This is a genomic window from Altererythrobacter xiamenensis, from assembly GCF_900177715.1.
Classification (GTDB): domain Bacteria; phylum Pseudomonadota; class Alphaproteobacteria; order Sphingomonadales; family Sphingomonadaceae; genus Erythrobacter; species Erythrobacter xiamenensis.
The window spans coordinates 1,035,167-1,055,103 of the sequence record NZ_FXWG01000001.1; the positions used below are offsets into that span (position 1 = coordinate 1,035,167).

At 62.2% G+C, this 19,937-nt stretch carries 12 protein-coding genes; 5 read left to right on the plus strand and 7 right to left on the minus strand.

Features of this window, described 5'->3' with window-relative positions; translation table 11 throughout:
* Positions 1-51: 51 nt before the first annotated feature.
* On the plus strand, positions 52-4,440 hold the full coding sequence (locus CCE89_RS05095; RefSeq protein ID WP_086436879.1) for a CheR family methyltransferase: 4,389 nt from the start codon (positions 52-54) through the stop codon (positions 4,438-4,440).
* A 23-nt stretch (positions 4,441-4,463) separates the two neighbouring features.
* Here CCE89_RS05095 and CCE89_RS05100 read toward each other — a convergent pair whose 3' ends face one another.
* A complete protein-coding gene (locus tag CCE89_RS05100; RefSeq protein WP_086436880.1) occupies positions 4,464-4,676 on the minus strand; it encodes a hypothetical protein in 213 nt (70 codons plus the stop codon).
* A gap of 489 nt (positions 4,677-5,165) precedes the next feature.
* Between CCE89_RS05100 and CCE89_RS05105 the strand changes: the two genes are divergently transcribed.
* Positions 5,166-5,780, plus strand: coding sequence for a GNAT family N-acetyltransferase (locus CCE89_RS05105; protein WP_086436881.1), 615 nt, complete (start codon positions 5,166-5,168; stop codon positions 5,778-5,780).
* A gap of 63 nt (positions 5,781-5,843) precedes the next feature.
* Entirely contained in the window at positions 5,844-6,407 is a 564-nt protein-coding gene (locus CCE89_RS05110) for an ATP-dependent Clp protease proteolytic subunit (protein WP_086436882.1), read from the plus strand.
* Between the two features lie 8 nt (positions 6,408-6,415).
* Here the strand turns inward: CCE89_RS05110 and CCE89_RS05115 are convergent, their stop codons facing one another.
* From CCE89_RS05115 to CCE89_RS05140, 6 genes are read right to left on the minus strand one after another with little or no spacing between them, the layout of a single operon-like run.
* The gene (locus CCE89_RS05115; protein WP_086436883.1) at positions 6,416-10,600 is read right to left on the minus strand and encodes a hypothetical protein; all 4,185 of its coding nucleotides are present in this window, start codon (positions 10,598-10,600) and stop codon (positions 6,416-6,418) included.
* Positions 10,597-11,460 (minus strand): hypothetical protein, encoded by an 864-nt coding sequence (locus CCE89_RS05120; protein ID WP_086436884.1) that lies wholly within the window; start codon positions 11,458-11,460, stop codon positions 10,597-10,599. The genes CCE89_RS05115 and CCE89_RS05120 overlap by 4 nt, the downstream gene beginning before the upstream one ends.
* Entirely contained in the window at positions 11,457-12,236 is a 780-nt protein-coding gene (locus CCE89_RS05125; protein WP_086436885.1) for a hypothetical protein, read from the minus strand. The genes CCE89_RS05120 and CCE89_RS05125 overlap by 4 nt, the downstream gene beginning before the upstream one ends.
* Positions 12,233-14,785, minus strand: coding sequence for a poly-gamma-glutamate biosynthesis protein PgsC/CapC (locus CCE89_RS05130; RefSeq protein WP_086436886.1), 2,553 nt, complete (start codon positions 14,783-14,785; stop codon positions 12,233-12,235). Before CCE89_RS05130 ends, CCE89_RS05125 begins: the two co-directional genes overlap by 4 nt.
* 4 nt (positions 14,786-14,789) lie before the next feature.
* Positions 14,790-15,167, minus strand: a complete 378-nt coding sequence (locus tag CCE89_RS05135; RefSeq protein WP_086436887.1) for a response regulator — start codon at positions 15,165-15,167, stop codon at positions 14,790-14,792.
* On the minus strand, positions 15,167-17,698 hold the full coding sequence (locus tag CCE89_RS05140) for an ATP-binding protein (protein WP_143255969.1): 2,532 nt from the start codon (positions 17,696-17,698) through the stop codon (positions 15,167-15,169). The genes CCE89_RS05135 and CCE89_RS05140 overlap by 1 nt, the downstream gene beginning before the upstream one ends.
* A gap of 422 nt (positions 17,699-18,120) precedes the next feature.
* Between CCE89_RS05140 and CCE89_RS05145 the strand changes: the two genes are divergently transcribed.
* Together CCE89_RS05145 and CCE89_RS05150 are read left to right on the plus strand one after the other, a co-directional pair.
* Positions 18,121-18,870 carry a response regulator gene (locus CCE89_RS05145; protein ID WP_086436889.1) on the plus strand — a complete coding sequence of 250 codons (750 nt, stop codon included), beginning with the start codon at positions 18,121-18,123 and terminating at the stop codon, positions 18,868-18,870.
* A 4-nt stretch (positions 18,871-18,874) separates the two neighbouring features.
* Positions 18,875-19,816: a hypothetical protein gene (locus CCE89_RS05150; RefSeq protein WP_086436890.1), complete on the plus strand. Its 942-nt coding sequence runs from the start codon at positions 18,875-18,877 to the stop codon at positions 19,814-19,816.
* Positions 19,817-19,937 lie beyond the last annotated feature (121 nt).

Sequence of the window (19,937 nt, forward strand, 5' to 3'; positions counted from 1 at the left end):
CCGGCATTGTGCTGTAGTGCCGTTTGCCATCGCCGAATCGAGGTCTTCCTAATGTCCGCCTTCAACCACCCGGTTGTGGCCGTCGGTGCATCTGCCGGCGGAATCGAAGCGCTCAAGGCGTTGGTGGAATGCATTCCTGCCGACACCAAGGCTACCTTTGTAATCCTGCAGCACCTCGCCCCCGATCATGAAAGCCAGCTCGTCAATATCCTCTCGCGAAATGCGAAACTGCCATGTGTGGAAGCCGACAAGGATATGCCGGTTGAGCGAGGTCATATCTATATCCTGCCGCCCGGCCGATATCTGAAGATCGTCGACCACGGGCTGTTCAGCGAGGAACCGCCCGTACCGCACGGATCGCGGATGCCGATCGACTATTTCATGCGTTCGCTCGCCGATGCTGCCGGCCCGCAGTCGGCAGGCGTCGTCCTTTCCGGCACCGGAACCGACGGAACATTGGGCTTGCGAGCCATCAAGGGTGCTGGCGGTGTGACCTTCGCACAATCGCCGGAGACCGCGCTCTACGACGGTATGCCTCGAGCCGCGATCGATGGGAACCATGCCGATGAAGTGGGGACCATTTCGGAAATCTGCGATGGCATCATCCGCTTCGCCAAACAAAGTTCCGAAGATGTCGGCAAGGATTTCCAGCGGGCGGATTTGCATGCAGCTCTGGCGCTGCTCAAGGCGCGTCTCGGTTATGATTTTCATGCGTATAAGCCCGGCACGATCAGCCGTCGGGTTCGCAGGCGCATGAACCTTCTTCGCTTCGATACGCTTGGGGATTATGTCGAGCACCTGCGCTCTGACCCTCAAGAGATGAACCAGCTCGTCGAGGACATGCTGATCAACGTGACGTCATTCTTCCGCGATCGCGAGTTCTGGGAGGAACTGGCCGAGGAGGTTATCAAACCGCTCGCCGAGAATGCGCAGGGCAAGCCGATCCGGGTCTGGGTTCCCGCCTGTTCCAGTGGCGAGGAGGCCTATTCCTACGCCATCCTGTTCGATGAAGCCTGTGCGCAGATCAAACCTCCGTGCGACTGGCAGATCTTTGCAACCGACCTCGATGAAGATGCGATTTCGAAGGGCCGAGAGGGGCGCTACCCTGCCAGTATCGCAGGCGATGTCTCCGAAGAGCGGCTCAGCCGGTTCTTCGAGGGCGAGAATTCCGGCTATCGCGTCAAGAAGCGCCTCAGGGAACGCGTCGTCTTTGCCCAGCAGAACCTCTTGAGCGATCCGCCCTTCTCGCGCCTCGACCTGATTTCCTGCCGCAATCTGCTCATCTACCTTGATGCCGAGCACCAAGGGCAGCTGATCGAAACATTCCATTTCGCCCTCAAGGAAAACGGCTTCCTCGCACTGGGCACCTCTGAATCCGTGCCCTCCAAGGTCACGCTGTTCAAACCGATCTCTGCCAGATCGCACATCTACCGGCGGAAACCCGGCCGCTCCAGCGCACAGTTCAGTCGCAACGGCAGCAGCAGCAAGAGCCGGTCCGAAGTGACCAGCTTTCTCACTGAGGGGCGGCGCGAGAGTGGTCGCGACCTGAGCGATCTCGTCAGGCGGTCGCTGCTGGATCGATACGCTCCGGCCGGGGTGGTGGTCGATATGCCGGGTAATATCCTGCATTACTCCGGAGCCGTCCGGCGCTTCATCGAAACCCCGGAAGGCGAACCCACCAACAATATCTACAGCCTCTTGCCCAGTTCCCTCAAGGCGAGAGTTCGCAACGCCGTGCGCAAGGCATCGTCAGGCGCGAAAGTCGAAGACCGACATACCACGGTCCACCTGTCGGACAGCGAAGTGAATATCCGGATCGATTGCGAGCTGCTGCCCGACCGATCTGAAGATAGCGATCCGGCATTCATCGTCACCTTCGTCGAGATCGAGGGCGAACCTGCCAAACCGGCGATGGAAGGCGGCGATAACGATCAGGATTACGTCAAGCACCTCGAGCATGAGCTCGAGATCGTGCGCGAGGACCTTCAGACCACAATCGAGGAACTCGAGACTTCGAATGAAGAGCTCAAGGCCAGCCACGAAGAGGCGATGGTCTCGAACGAAGAGCTTCAGTCGACCAACGAGGAGCTCGAAACCAGCCGTGAAGAGCTACAGTCGCTCAACGAAGAGCTCGTCACGGTAAACCATCAGCTCGAAGACAAGATCAGCGAAGTCGAGAAGACGACCGACGATCTCAGGAACCTCATCACGTCCACGCGTCTGCCGGTGCTCTTCCTGGACCAGGACCTCAATATCTCGAGCTTTACCTCGACCATGAGCGGTCTGATCGAGCTACGCGATGGCGACGTCGGAAGACCGCTGAGCGAACTCGCGGCAAAGGTCGACGATCCGCACCTGACCGAAGATGCAAAAGCCGTCCTCGCCGATTTGCAGCCAAGGGAGCGGGAGGTCGAATCCAGTTCAGGCGCGGTCTACTCGCGGCGGATCCAGCCTTATCGGACCTCGGACGAACGCATTGGCGGCGTCGTCGCGACCTTCATGGACATAACCGAGAAGGCGACGGTCATTGCGCAGTTGGCCGCCCGCGAGAAGCAGGCGCGGATTCTCGCGCAGCTCGGTGAAAAGGCCCTCTCCGATCTTACCATCGACGACTTCCTCAGCGAAGCCTGCGGCGCATTGCGAGAGGCTATGAGTTGCGATTATGCCAAGATTCTCCAGCTCGATACGGACGAAGACTGTTTGAAATTGGTCGCAGGGACTGGCTGGAACAACGGGCTGGTCGGATCGGCCCGTGTCGAGACGGACCGCAAGAGCCAGGGGGGCTATACGCTTCGCGAAAGCCGCCCGATCCTCGTCGAAGACTTCAAGGATGAGCGCAGGTTCGAAGCGCCTCAGTTGCTGGTCGACCACAAGGTCCAGTCGGGAATCAGCATAGTCATTTCAGTGGGCGGGAAGCCCTGGGGTGCCCTCGGCCTGCACGACCGGGAGCCGAACCACTTCGGCAAACGCGACCTCGACATGTTGCAGGCAGTCGCCAACCTCATTTCGATGGCGATTTCGCAGAATCAGCGAGAGCGGATGCTGGCGAAGGAAAGCGTGACCTTGTCTCTGGCGCTTCGGGTTGCCGACATGGGCCTGTGGACGATCGAACCCGAGACAGGTGCCGCGACCTGGGACCAGAAGTTGAGAACCATCACGGGTCTCGGCAGCAAGACCTCAAGCCCCAAGATGGACGCTTTCATGGAGCGGATTCATCCTGAGGACCAGGAACGGATCAAACATCTGTTTCAGCAAACTGTCGATCACGGCGCATTCTTCGAAGCCGAATTTCGCTTCATTCGTCCGGATGGCGAGGAAATCTGGCTCGCCGGCAAGGGTGAGCGGATGAGCAACGGCACGATTATCGGCATCAACGCCGATATTACCGAGAGCAAACGAACCGAAGAACAGGCGCAATTCATGATGCGCGAGCTGGACCATCGGGTGAAGAACCTGCTCGCAGTCATCCTCTCGATCTGTCAAATCACCTCCAAGAAGACCAACAGCGTCGATGCTTTCACCTCTTCATTTACCGATCGCCTCAGCGCCATTGCACGCACACATAGCCTGCTGGCCCAAAGTCGCTGGCTGGGCACGAACCTGCGGGCGTTGCTACAGGAAGAATTGAGAACCCACGGCCTCGACGAACAGGTCGAACTGAGCGGCCCGGAAGTGTCGGTCTCGCCAAGCTCTGCTCAGGCGCTCTCGATGCTATTCCATGAGCTCACGACGAACGCGATCAAATATGGCGCGCTGTCGGTTCCCGAAGGCCGCCTCAGCGTCAAATGGACCCGTTCGAGCGAGTTGGACGGATCGGTGGAACTGGAATGGGTCGAAGAAGGTGGCCCGCCGGTTTCCGAGCCGACGCATACCGGGTTTGGCACCACGGTGATCGACCGGATTGCCGGAAGTGAGCTCGGTTCGGAAATCAAGACGAATTGGGAAAAGTCGGGGCTGCGGCTGTCATTCCGGATGTCGGAGAAGAATGTATCGCAAGTCGAAGAAATTGACCGCGCGACCACCATCAAGGCTCGGCGCGTGCCTCATGACGTTCTCACTGACAAGAATGTGGTGATCGTCGACGACGAATGGCTGATTGCGGAACAGCATGCGCACATGCTCGAATCTGCAGGGGCCAATGTGATCGGCCCCTTCACCCGAATCGAGCCAGCCCTGGAAATCGACATTTCCGATATCGACCTGGGCGTTCTCGATTTTGCGTTGGAGAACGGCGATATTCTCCCGTTCGCCAAGAAGCTGAATGCGGCAGGCGTGCCGATTGTGTTCGTCACGGGATATGGCTCGAACATACAATTGCCCGACGAGTTCTCCGACGATCTGATCATCGCCAAGCCTGCCGGGGCAAGTGCTGTGCTGGACAGTTCTGCCTGGTTGCTCACGCGTGGCGAGAAACGTCCGAGGGTTTCCGGGAATAGGTAGAAGAGGCGCGCTTTAAACGGGCTTCAGTCGATCTGCCAGATGGGCGCTTCGGGCGTCCCGGCATTCCTGATCCGGGCGAGCCGCCGCTCTCCGTGAAGCAATTCCGCGGTGCCTTTTCCGATCCGCTGCTGGGCGATCGAAAGCGCTTCCTGTGCCGAGGATGCGTCGATTGGAACCAATTCCGACGCACCGTTCACGCCGCCGCGTTGCATGAATCGCAGTTTGTATTCGTTCATCGATCCCTCCAGTTCGTCCAGAATGCCCGCCGACGTCGCCCGCGCGACAACAAATGTTGGCTCTGCATATTCGAGGCCCCCTAGACCGCTCTCCCGCCGGGGGGGGTGTGGGTCAGAAGGCGGGAGAGCGGAGGGAGGGGGCGATCAGAGACGACCTATCGCCAAAGCAGGTTATGAATCATTTTGCGCGGCCACACCCCAACAAATGTTGGAACCAGGCAATATTTTAGTCTCGCCGCCCTGTTCTTGCGCAATTTATCGCCAATAAACGGGTAGCTATGACTAGTTTGGATAAGTCGATCCCACAGTTATTCGGTCGTATTTCGGCGATGCACGCCAGTTTCTCGCGGTAGAAGAAGCAGCAGCGAAGCTCGCGAGATTGGCACGATGCCGGGCTGCCGACTGCGGCTTGGCGGGTGGGCGAAAATGAGGCCCGGGCCCCGTCTCGTCAGACTTAGAAATCGGCAAGAATGCTGATATGCAATCCGTATGACTGCACAGAAGTCAGGCATTCGATCAGCCGTCGTCCATCTCGAGGTGGATGAGACTCACACAATCTGCATTCGCAGCATCGGCAAGGACGATGAAGGCAGGTTGCGAGAGGGCATTGCCGCTCTCTCTCCCCGATCGAGATACTTGCGCTTCATGTCGGTTGCTCCGACCCCGCCCGATCAGGTGATCGATCGATTGCTGGACGTCGATGGCGAGCATCACCTGGCATGGGGCGCGATCGACATGAATGACGCCGACCGTCCAGCGATGGGCGCTGTCCATGCTATCCGGAGTGATAAATCGGGAGAGGTCGACATGTCGGTCGCTGTGCTTGATAGATACCAGGAAGCCGGAGTGGGTACGCTCCTCACGGCGGTTCTTCTGGTGGATTGCCATGCCCACGGGATCGAAGTCCTGCAGGCGCAAACACTCGCAGAGAACGATGCCGCCGTCAGGTTCCTGTTTCGCCTCGGCGGGGAAAGGCTTTCGACCAGCTCCGGCGTCTCCGAATTCAGGCTGGAAGTGGAACCGGCCCTCGCCAGATTGCGTTCAAACCCCAGATCCCGGGCGCTGTCTGATCTTTTCTCCCAGCTTGCGCCCTATCTCGACTGAAGGCTGCCTTGGCTGCAATCGGCCTTGGCGCGCAGTCATCCACACAGTGGCAAAGGCATCTGAATGTCCAGCAAGAACGATTATCCATTGCTCGCCGAGCCGCACATCAGGCTTTTCGGCACCATCGATGAAGCGCTCTACAAGAAATTCCGGGACGAGTTAGAAGCGTCGACCGACAAGGAAAACATCGTCATCTCGCTATGCACGCTTGGCGGCAATCCCGAGATCGCGCGCGCCATGGGAGACGACATCCGGTTGCTCAAGAAGTTCAACGAAACGAACGCGATCTTCCTCGGCAAGCAAGCCGTCTATTCGGCGGGCGCTACCTTCATGAGTTTCTTCGAGCGGAAGAACCGCTTTCTGACCAAGGGTACGCGGCTGATGATCCACGAGCGCCAGCTGGCCCAGACGATTACGTTGAACGGACCGCTATCCTCCTGCATCGCTACACTCGAGGCGAAGCTCAACGAAGTGAAGCAATCCATCGAGATAGAGAACGAAGGCTTTGCCGCGATCGCCGATGGCTCCGAGGTTGACCTGGAGGAAATCCAGAAGCGCGCCCCGTCAAACTGGTATATCGATGCCGAGGAGGCCAAGGAAATGGGGTTGGTCCTCGACGTGGTCTAGGCGTTCCCTCAGGCGGCCTTGCGCCATTCGGCGATGCTGCGCGCGCGTTCCTTGATCGATTTCGAAAGCCAGCCGCCCTTCTGGCGCGCGGTCAGTTCCTTCAATTCGCTTGCGGCGCGCTGAAGCGAGATCTGTTCCGCGATCAGCGCCTTGTAGATTCGGTCCGATGCCTTGCGACGGCGCACCGCATCGCCCGCATCGGCAAAGGCTTCGGTAAAGTTGATCAGCCGGTCGCCCGCCTCGGCGAACCAGTTGGCGGAATCGTCGTCCGCACCGGCATCGGCCTCATGCTCCGCCGCATCGAACTTCTTCATCTGTTCGGCAAGACGCGCCTCGATCGCATCGAGCTGGGCAGGTGCGATCGAGGGCACCTGGTCGATCCGCTCGCGCAGGCTGGCCACGGCGTCGCGCACCTCGGCATCGGAAAGCACGCCATATTCCTGGAAGCTGGCGAGCATGCGGTAACCGCGCTCGACCTCTACCGGATCGTCGGCACGCAGCTGCTGGCACGCCTTCCACACCGTCTCCCACGCCTGCCAGCGATAGACCCAGTCGAGCCCGGTGCCCTTGATGTTCTGCATGCCCATGATGCGGTTGACGAGGCCTGGCGGGGTGTTCTCCGCCACCAGTCGCACGATCATCTCGCCCTTGATGTAGAAATCGCGCACCGGGACGAGCTTCGCCTTGAAGGCGCGCTCAAGAAGTTCTCGCGTCTGCTTGTCGAGCGCATCGTTGGATCCGCCCTTGGCCACCGCATCCTTGAGCGCTGTATAGTCGCGGTGGAATCCGGCCATCGCCTCGTAATGTGCGGCGATCGCATCGACGCCTCTCGCGCCCGCGCTCTGAAGTTCGGACAACAGCCTGCCTTCGCGCGCTGCCTCCACCGCTTTCTGCACGTCGATCGTTCCCGACTGCGGTTTGAGCATGGCTGCGAGCAGACCATCCAGTTCGCTCTCATTGACCGCGATCCGCTGCTGCTTGGCCAGTTGTTCGAGTTTGGCAAGTGGCTCGATATCGTCATCGAAAAGCGTCAGGCCGCTCGCATAGGCTTCCCATTCCTCGTCAATGAAGCCCATCAGGCCTTCGATGTTCGATCCGATCAGGAAGTGCCGGTCGGCAGCAACGTCGTTGACCAGCATGCGCGCGAAAACGCGGCTGCGCGGCACGCGGTCGGCGCGGTTGTTGACCACGGTGGTGACGAAGATCTCGGGATCTCGCGACAAATCGTGCTCGGCAAAACCCATGCGGGTCCAGTTGCCCATCGCGCCGAAGCGTTCGTTGGCCGACATGCCCATGACGAACTCGAGCGTGCGCCCGTCGATCTCCGAGCGCGGATAGGTCTTGAGCACGCCGAGGTCGGCGACCACGCGGTCGGACATCTCGCGGATACAGTAATCGGGCTCGAGCCCCAGCTCGTCACCCATCGCGGTGACCAGCGCGATATTGTAGGGGTGCTCCTCGTAAGGGAACCGCTCGAGCAGGCTCTTGTGAATGAGCCCCGCCTCTTTCCAGGTTACCGCCCGCATCGAGGTGCCGCCCTTCGCAGCGCCTTCGTCGAGGATCGGACGCATTTCCTCTTCTGTGGTGAGGAGCGTCGAGCCATGCGGGATGAACTCGCACATGACTTCGGGGATGTTGCGCCCGGCAGGACCCTGCACGTCCTCGTGATCGGGATAGGTATTGGTGATCGTGCCGATATCGTCGCGCATCCAATCCTGCTGGAGCACGCGAACGTAGGACGGGTTGAGACCCATGCACTCCCACAGGAAGACGCGCGTTTTCAGCCCGTAGCTGGTCTTGAGCAGGTTGAACTGCTCCCAGATCGTCGCCTTGTCGTAGGGGCGGAAGAGGAACATCTCGGTCAGCCCGCCGAACGGATTGCCGATGATGAACATCGCTTCGCAACCGGTCGTCTTGGAGACGATCGAGGGGCCCAGCGCGTTGATAAGCCCGGCCTTCAGCCGCTCGGTGCCCGACTTGCCGCGCGTGCCCCAGCCGCCCAGGACGAGGCTCAGCGAATTGCGCAACCGCCGCGCGCGCCAGCCGAGGATCGCGTGGCGACCGAAGAACCAGAGGCTTGCCAGCGTCACGAAGATGCCCAGTTCGAGCAGGCTGTTTTCGTAAACGGTCGAGGCATAGGCGACGGCCTTGTCCCACAGCACCGGCAGCGCGACCAGCACGCCGCCCGCGCTGAACAGCTTGATCACTTCGGGATTGGGCTCCGCCTGGTCGCCGTAGCCGCGGAAAGTGATCGTAAGGCCGAGCGCCCGCAGCCGGTCGAGATATTCGTCCGGTTCGCGATTGCGCAGACCGGCCAGCGCTGCGAAGCCGCGCGTCACTTTCCAGAATGCGCGCATACGGGTGAACAGACCCGCCGGCGGCACGATCTCGGTAATTCCGGCACTGGTGTAGAGTTCGAGCGTCTGCCCCTTGTCCAGCGCGGTCAGAACCTGGTCGATCAGCGGCAGGTAATTGCGCCAGCCGCCTTCCTTGCTTTCGAACAGGGGCTCGCCCGGCACTTTGGTCGGCGCGAGCTCGGCCATGCGTGCACTCGGCGCGAGCATGGTGCCGAAGTAGTGCCGCCCGGTGGTGTGGAGGTGCGCCTGCCGCTTGTCGGTCGCCGAATTGCGCCCTTCGAACAGGATGCGCCAGCCGCGCCGCCTGATCCACTCGCCCCGCTGGATTCTCGGTGAGCCCTTGGGGTCCAGCGAGAGCCCGAAATCGTTCTGGGCAAGGACCGCCATGACCCGGCCGACTTTCTCACGGTCGGCCTTTACCCAATCGCGCAGCGGCTTGATCTTGCGGACTTCCGCCTCAAGCTGGCCTGCAATCCCCTCGCCAATGACGCCCGCGATTGCCACGGCCTCGTCGTCGGATACGATCCAGATGCGCTCGCGCGCTTCGTCAGCCCAGCGCAGCAGCTTGAAAGATAGCGCGCGGCGGCGGAACACCGCCACCGCCTCGGTGAGGCTGGCGCATATCTCTGCCAGCGCCGGGTCGCTTTCGCGGCGGCAATGCGCGGCCGTTGCGCAGGCCGCATCGAGCGCGATCCTCAGGACGAACTCGTCCTCGTCGAATTTCAGACCGCGCGCGATATGCATCGCATAGGTCGTCGGCTCGACACGCGAGAGCATGCGCGGCGCGTCGGCAAAAATCGCCGCGCGAACCTGCGGGTCCTTGTCGGTCCGCAGCCGCGTCATCAATCCCTTGGCCTGTTCGTGAGGAAGCAGGTGCAAGCCCTCGGCAAAGGCCTGGCGCACCGCACCTTCAGGATCATTGGCGAGCGCGGATAGCAGCGGTTTCAGCTGCGGAATGGCGCGATATTGCGCGCAGAACATGCGCACGATGTGGCGGCGCAGGAACAATTCATTGTCGCGTTGTTGCGGCGTCTTGGCGGCCAGCGAGGCAGTCGCGCGGCGCTCTATCACCGTCGGCACCGAACGCGGCGAAAGCGCCAGCAACGTGTCGAGCGCGGCGCACTGCACCCAGACATCTTCATTGTCATCAAGACACACCCGCCGCGTCGCGCTCAGGACGCTGTCGAACCACACCCCCTCGGGCCAGTGGTCTATCCGCTGGGCGATTGCGCCGAGGCAGCGATGCGCCGCGTAGCGAATGCGGGCGTCACCGCGCCAGCTGCGCATATCGGTGAGCAAGCCTTCGAACAATTCGACGAAGAAACCCGATTGCATGATCCCGGCATCGCCGGACAGCGCATCTGCCGTCACAGCGCCGAGACGTTCCAGCGCGTAGGCCAGTGCGCGCTCCCGCTCGCCGATCCGCTTGTGGAATCGTTCGAGCACCGCATCGGCATCGAAGAATGCATCGAAGGCCTTTGCGTCGCTTTGCGCCTGTTTGCGCGTTGCGCCGAGATCGCGTGCGAAATCGAGCACGGCTGCGCGCTCCTCCGCCTCGTCGACCGCGCTGGCAAGACGAGTCTGGAAGAGCTGTTCGGCGGCTCCGAAATCCTCGATGGTCCGGGCCTGACGGCTGCAATAATTGGCGACCACTTCGGCGTGGCGACGCGCAGTAGCAGGCGCCGCGCGATACTCGGCATAGGCGACGATCTCATCGCGCATGTCGGCATGGACGGGAACGAGCCGCGCGGCGATCCCGTCGTCGAGCCGCTCGGCCAGCGGACGCAGCGTGGGATCGGCAACGGGGGCCGCGATGATCTTTCCGAGGAAGCTCATGCGCTCGCCCCCACCAGGCATTCGCCAAGCTTGTCGCGCAGCGCATCGTCGGCAACCAGCGCCTCTCGCATGTCGGCGGAAATTTCGAGATGAACAAAACCGCCGAAACCCTCGGCGCGCAGCAATCGGCCCTGCGCATTGGTGAGCGCGCCCAGTTCGCCGGTCTGATGCGGATAGACCAGCACTTCGCGGGGGGCGAAAGCGAGGCTGAGGCAATCGGCGAGGTCGAGCAATCTGTCGGACGGTGCACTTGTGCCGTCGCTCAGGATCATTGCGGCTTCACTCGCGGGGAGGCTCTCGCGCCGATCGCCGTCAAAGCCGTGCAACTGAACGACAAGGCCGTGCGGATGCTCGGCGGCAAAAGCGGAGGCGAAGGCCGTGAACGGGTGCTTCTCCTCGCGCGCCAGATCAAGTGCATTGGCGCAAGTCTCGCTGGCCCGGCGTGGCGCGGAGTTCCACCCTGCACCGCGCGCGCCCGTTTCCATGAAAAGCGCCGCCGCCAGCGCACCTGTATGCCGGTCGGAACCCCGGTGCGGTGCGGTGAGCGCGATCGGCGCACCGGCCTCACGAAGCCAGTAGGTCCCGCGCCCGGCGCAGTCGCCCTCGGGCTCGACCAGAAGCGTAGCGCCCGGCGCTTCGGGAACATCAGCCGCTTCGAACCCGGCGCTGCGCAGTAGATGGGCTTCGGCTTCACCCGTAGCGAGATACGATGCGAACAGCGCCCGCGCCTGATCGAAGCCCGCAGCATCCTCGCGCGCAATCGGCCCGGCATCGCGCAGCGGCGGGAACAGCGCGGCAAGCGTTCCGGCACCCAGAAGCGCGGCGATGCCGCCCATGACGATCGGCTTGCGCGCGGTCATTGCACGCCCCCCGCCGCTTTCTCCGAAGCGGTCAGCTTGGCTTCGTAAAGCACCAGGCCCTCATAATCGCGCCCGGCAATGCCGAGTGGACCGACAGGTTTCCAGGCATTGAGTCCGAGGTAGAACTTCTCGCTGCGCGAAAGCATGTCCGCAGGGAACGCATTGGCTTCAGCGAGCCACGCCTTGTCCTGTTCGCTCAGCCGCTCGAACGCAGCGGTCGCGTTCGCCCCCATGAAAGGCTGCCTTTCGTAGAGCCGCAAATCGACCCCGACGATGGCGGGATCGGCATCGATTATCTCGATCTCGAGCCGCGCAGCAGGTGCAGGACTTTCGGTGATGATCTGATCCTGCTCGGCGATCAGTTCGGGTCGGGTGCGGAAGAAACGCCAGTTCTTGCCGGATACGAAGACAGCATCGGGGGCATCGGCCTGAAGGAACTGGTCGTAAGCGGCAAGCTCCGCGCCCGCCGCATCGAGCCAGCGGATGCGCAGTCCGTAAACGAAGCCTTCGGCCTTCGCCCGGTCTGCCTCGCCTACGGCGGGGTGAACCAGAATCTTGGCGAGATCGACGGGCTGCGAGAAAGCGAATGTGATGGCCCTGTCCGACGGCACGCGGTAGGCGAGAGAACGCCCTGAAATCTTGGTATCGCGCGCGGTCGAGTCTTGCGCCTCGGCAAGATAGTTGGCGAGCGGCAGGGCATATTCGCGGCCCGCCCAGGCCGACATCAGCGCGAGCACCAGGAAAAGCGTAAAGCGGCCGAGGAAGGACAGGCTCATTTCGCCCCTCCCTCGCTCATGGTCAGCCAGCCAAATGCATAGCGGCGCCCGCTGGTCCCGTTGAAATAGCGCATCGCCATCGCCGGGCGCGCTTCGAGACCAGCGTACTCGCGGCTGCCGTCTGCGACCACGGGGCGCAGACCCGCCGAACGCATCGAGGACACCAGATCGCCGAACCCTTCCGGCGGTTCGCCCAGTCGATCAGGGACCAGCACGAGATCGATGCTGCGACGCAGTCCGGCTGCCTCCTTTGGCCGCGCGCGCAACTGGAACGTCAGCGGATTATCGATCCCCTCCTGCTGACGGACCCATTCCTGCCACACGACATCGACCGTGCTGTGCGGCGAGCGCAGCAGGCTGTCGCTGCGATTGGCGACGAACAGGGCATCGCCCTCCCAATTGCGATGGATCGCAGCACCGACGCGGAGCGGCAGCAGGCTGTCTTCACTGCGATAGCCGAGCACTGCCCGCTTCGGTTCTTCTCCCTTGGCGAGGAAGACGAAGCCTTCCGCACGGTCCGGGGAATAGAGTGCCCAATGCGGCCTGCCTGCAAGTCGGCAACCCAGGAGCTCGAAACCGGCCTGGCGCGCGGCAGCGCGGGCCAGGAAGGGGGTGTCATCATCGCGCGCAACGGCAACCAGAGGCGCGGCAACTTCGTAGCGCATGAAAGCGAGTTGCTCGACCTCGGACCAGCCGGCGGCCTGCTCCCCGCCCTTCGGCAGGCGACAGGCACGCGCGAGCGAAAGGGGCGCAAGCGGAGCCGAGCGTGACGCAATGTGGAGCAAAGAGCGCGGGTTGAGCGCGAGCAGTCCGCGATCACCATCGCCGGTTCTGGCGGCCACCCTGATCCCGACATCGAGGCCCGGGATCGCCTTCCTCAAGCCTGCAATATCGGCTGCGACGGCTGCGGCACTTTCGAACTGTACCTGCGAAGGAGCATCTTCGGCAGATGCGCCGATGACGATCTGAGGATGGTTGCTGGCATTGGCAAAGGCTTCGACAACTCCGGTCGAACGGATTGCGGAGGCAGGTGCTGGAGCACCGATAACCAGCCAGCTTGCGTTCTGGTTCTGCTGGAGCGAGATCGCGGCCGTACCGAGCCCGACCGACGCGGTCGGATCCGGCAGCACGATAGCGAGGTTTCGCGTCGAAGCCGGATCGTAAACCAGCAATTCGTGACCCGCGCCGTCGGCACGGGCAATGGCGATGCGCCCGCCGTTCAGCTGGACGACGCGCCAGCCGTCCGCTTCCATGTCAAAGCCGGGTGCGCCCACCGGGGCACCGGCTTCGAACAGTTCGACCAGATCGCCCAGCGCTTCTGCCGATCGCGGCGTGAGCGGCTGCGCTTCCTGACGGACCTTGCGCGCATGAGCATCGCCGATCGCTTCGACGACGAGCGAGCCGAAGCGCGGATCGACTGAATTGCTCGTGGCGCTGGCATCCGGACCCGCTGCCCAGGGCGTGCGCGTCGCCGCGGCCGACAGCGTGAAGCCGACAATGTTGCCGAATACGGCGCCCATCAGGCTGACCTGCAAGGTCGAGCGGGCGAGACGCGGGAAGATGTTCTTGTCATGCGCCTTGATCGCGATCAGCGTCGAGAGCAGGTAGCCGAAGCCGTAAAAATCGGTCGTCTTGACGTCGAGGCCCTGCCACACGATCAGCCAGCCCACTGCCATCTTCCAGGCAAAGCTGATGTTGAAGAACAGCAGCAGCTTGCGCCCGCCCTCCATCGTGACATTGGCCATCATGGGAAGTTTCAGAATCAGACGCGCGATGCAGTAGATCGCGATCGCCTCTGCGAAGGAGGTGAGGATCTTGCTGGGCTGATACCATTGCAAGGCGATCAGCGCGGGGATCAGAATGCCGGAGAAGTCCCAGCCGTATTTGACGTTCACATGGCTCGCCAGCATCGCTGTGAGGGTGAGAATGATATAGGCCTTGGGGCTCGCGAGGATCGAGCTGGCGATGCCTTCGTAGAGATAGGACACGCCGCTGATGCGGAAATTGGTCAGCTCCATCAGCCCGTAGCGCACGATCAGCCAGGTCAGCCCGATCGTCACCACAGCTGCAACGAGCCCGCGCGCCAGCCCCGGTTTCCAGAACTGGTTGGCGAGCAGCGATATGATGACGAGGCCGAAGCTCTGGAGATTATCCTCCCAGTCGATCCGCCGGTCGAAGTTCTCCTCCATCCAGCCGGCGAACTCGGGCAGCACCAGACCGTCCATCGTGAGACGCACGATAATGCTGGCGAGGATAAGGCCCATGAAACGGTCGCGCCCGAACAGGCTGGGGAAGCGGCCCCGGCTCAGCTTCTCGGAGAACAGCCAGACCAGTGCATAGGCGAGCACCGCTTCGATCACGATCACCACCGCCGCGGCAGGCTTCACGATCACCAGCGGGACAAGATAGCCCGGTACCACGAGGCCCGACAGCACCCAGCCGAAGCGCAGGTTGAAGAAGCACAGCACGAACACCCCGACCCACACGGTCGTGATGATCGAGCTGACCAGCCCGCCTTCGGGGAAAATGGTGATCGGGAGGAGTTCCATGGCCTTAGACCGCGGCTCCCGTGGCAAGCGCGGCCCTGGCGCGTTCTACCAGCATGGCAGGCTCGACCGGCTTGCGAGCGATATCGACCACACCCATCGCGCGGTGCTGCTCGGTCAGCTCGGTCCCGGTGGCAGAGGAGACGATCATGACCGGCGGGCGTTTGGCGTCGCCTTCGTTCAGGAGGCGCAGGAACTTGATACCGTCCATCCGCGGCATGACGAGATCGAGCAGGATCAGGTCGAACGGCTTCTGCCGGACCAGCGCCAACCCCTCGTCGCCGTCTGCCGCAGTATCGACCTCGAAGCCTTCGAGCTCGAGCGTGAGCTGCAGCAATCCGGCGAGGATCACGTCATCGTCGATGATCAGAATACGCGCTGTCATTATCCAATTCGCCTCAAATCGATGTTGAAACCGAAGCCGTCCGCCTCTCGTCCCCAATAGGAGACGCTGGCATCCCACTGGACGGCCTTGGCCATGCCCTCGCCGATCACACGGTATTCGCCGACCGCCTCGTCTTCGTAATTGGAGAGGAGCCACATCAGCCGGCCGAAGCCGATCCCGAAGCCGCCGGAGACGCGGATATGCGTGCGGCCCTCAAGCTCCTCGAGTTTGAGTTTCGCCGCGCCCGCTTGCGGCGTATCGGCGATCACGACGCGCAGCATTGCGACGAGCATTTCTTCGAGAGCGTGCGGTTCGGCGACGGTAAAGCCGCTCATTTCCGGCAGATCGCCTTCGATCGAAACACCGAGCTCCCCGGCAAAGCCCGCCACCTTCTCGATTGCTTCGCTGACCACCTTGCGCGCATCGACGGGGTAGCTCGCATCAACGATCTGGCTGTTTTCAGCGCGCACCAGTTCGGCCACTTCGTCGAGCCGGTCCGTCGCGCGCCTTGCGGTCTCGCCGATCCGTTGAACCACCGGCTGGATCCGCTCGGCGGTCATGCGCTTGTCTCCTGCGAGGCCAGCGCCCAGCAGGATCGCTTCGAAATCGTTGCGCAGCTGGAGGTCGATGAACATTGCCACGGCCTGGCGCAGGTCGGCGGCACGATGGAGGTCGGAGACGTCGATCGCCTCGAGCACCAGCACACGGTCGCCGCCGCGCGCATGGCTGGCCGGAGAGGCGAGCCGCAACACGCGCTTGCCCGGCCCGAGCTCGCGCATGGGCATGCGCATCTCGCCCCCATTGTGCATGAGGTCGGCAATCATCGCGTCGATCCGGCGCGGGCCAAGTTGGCTCAGCTTGAGCAGCGCGTCGCGCAGCGAAGTGTCGGAAACCACCATTCCGGCTTCGCGGTAAAGCTCACGCATCTTCGTATTGGCGTGGAGCGGCGAGCCGATCAGGTGGAAAATGACCACAGCCGTATCGATCGTGTCGAAGCCGTGGCGCACCTGTTCGGATTCATTGGCAACGAGGGCGATTGCACTGGCGACCTTTTCGTCGACCGGGAGATAACGCTCCTCCTGCCTGGAGCGCGCATTGAGCTGCGAGCGCCAACGGAAGAGTTCGCGGAAGCTGGCGACGATTGCGCGCACCAGGTGCGCCGACTTGCCGGGGCCGACGGTTTCCGGATGCGAGTGCAGCCAGAACAGGTCGTGCTCGCCTGCGCCCAGCCATTCGATCCGCGTCTTGCCTTGCCATGACGGCACGACCTCATTGGCATCTTGCGCGCTATGCGTTCCACGCAGGCTGCCGAGCAATTGGGCGAATGCCTTGTCGGCAAGCGCAATGTCGCCGAGCGACGCGTTGAGCGTGGAAACCTCGTGCAGGCTGCCATCGCCATGTCGCTCGAACAGCAGGCTACGCTCGACCCCTGCGTAACGCGCGGCGGAACCGAGAAACTGCGGAAGACGCGCCCCTTCGCGAAGCGCCGAGCGGCGGAACGATAGCTGCACGGCGCGCGAGGCGGACTCTTCCAGCCTGCGATCCTGCCATGCTTCTCGGGCAAGAACGCGCTGGAAAGTGACTAGCCAAGGCGCGGCAAGAAGCGCGGTGACCGGGAGCAGCTTGTGCGCGAACTGCAGCGCCATCCATGCGCCGCCCAGGATCAGGACGGAAAGCGCAAAAGGATAGATCAGCGCAATCTGCTTGGCATCGGTCCGGCGGTAGGCGAGCGCCAGAACAGCGCCGACGATCGCGAGCAGAACCCAGTTTTCCCAAGCCCGCGCCAGGTAGACTTCGCGCCCTTCGTGCAGCGCGTTGATGGCATGAGCGCGAAACGCGGCCTCGCTGGTGGCACGTCGGTTTGGCGTCAGCGGGGTTGCAAGGCTCGCCCGCAGTGAAGGCTGGTCGGCGACGAGCGCCAGCATGCCATCGAGTTCGCCCTGCTCAAGCTGACCGTCGATCAACTGGCTCGCGGTGATCTGGGGAATGCTTTGCCGGGCAGGCATACGCACGAGATATCTGGCATCGGCGGGCGTGCGCCCGGCCATTGCAGCTTCAAAACTCGCGATCGGGCCGTCGACGCCTTCGAGCCAGCCCGTCTGGCTGCGGTTGATGCCATATTCCGGAAGCGCGAGGACGCGAGCGGCAGGCGCAGCCTTTACGGGCACAGCGCTGTGCGGGACGAGTTCCCAGTTGTCGCTCGCGGGAAGCGAACGTGCCGGAAGACCAAGCACGACACCATTGGACGCTGCAGGCACGGCTCCTAGATAGCCGACCCGTGCGCTGCCGAGCCGCTGCAGTGTTCGTTCAAGCTCGGTGAAGCGGGCGGCGCTCTGCGCTTCGAACGCCGCATCCCTCCGCACGATGACGACGGATGAGGGCCGGCCAGGTGCTGCTGTGCTTACGGCATCGAAGAACCGCCCGTCGAGCAATGCGAGCACCCCGAATTGCTGGATCGCTCCAAGCGCAGCGACGATCACAAGCGGGCCAAGCCACGCGTTGACAGCCTCGCGGCGGAGCATCCGGCCCAAACCGCGCAGCCAACCACGCGGGTGCGCGCGCGCAAGCACGTGACGGAAGCCCGGGACGGGACCTGGAGGTTCGATTACGCCGTGCAAGTGGCAGTTGCCCTTCGGGTCGCGGAGCGAGAAGCACGATCTTGCGATTGGGCACAGTGCGGTACTGTCCCGTCGCTACGGATTGCGCGCTCTGTCATCTGGTTCCCCGCACTTCCCCTTGACGGGCAGCATTTGGCGCTGCCGGTCACCAAGCCGGTGGCGACGTCTTGCCCTCCGGCAGACAGGAGAGCTCCTGCCTTGATGCGGAGCTAGGGAATTATCCTTAATTTTGCGTTAGTATTAACAGGGCGTCGAGGAGAGCGCCCATGGGCAGCAAGTCGATTAGGTAATTGCCCTAAACTCGATCTTAACCATGTTCGCGCAAAAGCCCGCCTGTGTTCGAACCGTCATCCAAGGACTGGACCGGCAAGACCGGTGACAGCGGGGCCTCCCCGCTGCGCGTGTTGCTGGCCGAAGACACGCCGATCAACGCCGAGATGATGCGGGCCATGGCGAGCCATCTCAAGATCGACATGGATGTTGCGGCCAATGGTCTCGAAACGATTGCGATGATCGAAGCGGCCAGAGATGCTGGCAATCCGTACTCGCTGCTCCTGCTCGACGTCATGATGCCGATCCTGGACGGGGTCGAAACAGCCAAGCGTCTTCGCCAATCTGGTTATAACGAAACAGAACTTCCTATCGTTGCGGTTACAGCGGCCACAAGTCTGGACGAAGTGCGGAGCTATCGCGCTGCCGGTATGCAGGCCTTCCTCGAAAAGCCGGTTGCGCTCGATGATCTTAGGGCCGCGCTGAAAGCCTGGGGCCATAGCACGAGATCTCCCAAGCAGCGCGTTTCGAAGGCTTCGCTCGAAGCGCTGCAGCAGCAGTTCGAAGAGCGGAACCTGCAGACGCTCGACCGGATCGATGCGGCGCTCGAACAAGAGCGCTTTGACGAGGAAATCGTCATGGAAATCAGGAACCTGCTTCATCAGATCGCGGGGACCGCAACCACTTTCGGCAATCCCGGGCTGGGCGATGATGCCCGCACTCACGAAAACGCCCTGATGGCCGCCTTCTTCGCAAATGACGACGTGCGCAGCGCGCTTGAAGACGCCGGCAAAAGCCTGCGCGAGAGGATTTAGGAACATGAGTATCCGTGATGTCCTGCAGCCATTCGGCAAGACCGGCATGCTGCTCCCGCTCTTCTTCATTCTGGGCCTACTGGCACCTTCTCAGCCTCTTGCGGCCAAGGACGACCCGGTCGAATTCGATGCTCGCATAGAACTGCGCGCGGTCCAGTCGGATCTCGATTTCGACGAGGGCGAGGAAATCGACAGCTCCGGCTTTGGCGCGCGGGCCGATGTCGGCGCTACCTGGAAGGCGTCCGACAAGACGGCGGTTCGTATCGCGGTCGATGCCGGCGTGTTCGATTACACCGACGACAATCGTGAAACGCGCGAAAGCGTGGGCGGCCGCATCGAGGTCACACATGATGTTTCAGACGAGGTGGAACTGCGCGTCTACGCCCGCCGGGTCGAGAATATCGCCCTGCTGGAAACGTTCAGCGCGGACCAGACCAGCGCCGGAGCCCGTGTGCAGTGGCAGAAGGGCAATGATCGCGTGCGCTTTCAGGCCGAATATCGCGAGCGCGAGTATGATCTCAGCACGCCTGCCAAGGGTGATGGCTATCGGATTTCGGCACAATATAACCGCCGCCTCGGCTCCTATCACTGGGTCCGGCTGGATGTGCGCCATGAGGACATGAAAAGCGAGGATTCCTCCCGTCGCAGCTTCGATCGGCGCGTTGCGCGGATCAAGTACAGCCTGCCGGTGGCCAAGCGCCTGCGCGTCCGCCCTTCGGTCGAATATCGCGAGTGGAAGTATGATTCCCGCATCGCCCAGGGCGATCCGGACGGCGACCTGCGCGAAGACAGCTATGTCGCACCGGCGCTGGAAGTCGCGTGGGGCCGTGGTTCAAGAGGCCCATATGCAACCGCCAGCGCGGAATACCGCCTGCGCACTTCGAACGACGAACGCTATGACAACGACGCAATTCGCGTCGGCCTGCGAGTCGGATATCGCTTCTAGGCGGGCGATATTAGCGCAAAGATTTGCAATTTGTCCGCGAGCTGTCGATTCCGACATCACCGATCTGGCAATAGATCATCCATCTAGTTCTCCATATTTGCTCTTTCAGGGGCAAAATTCA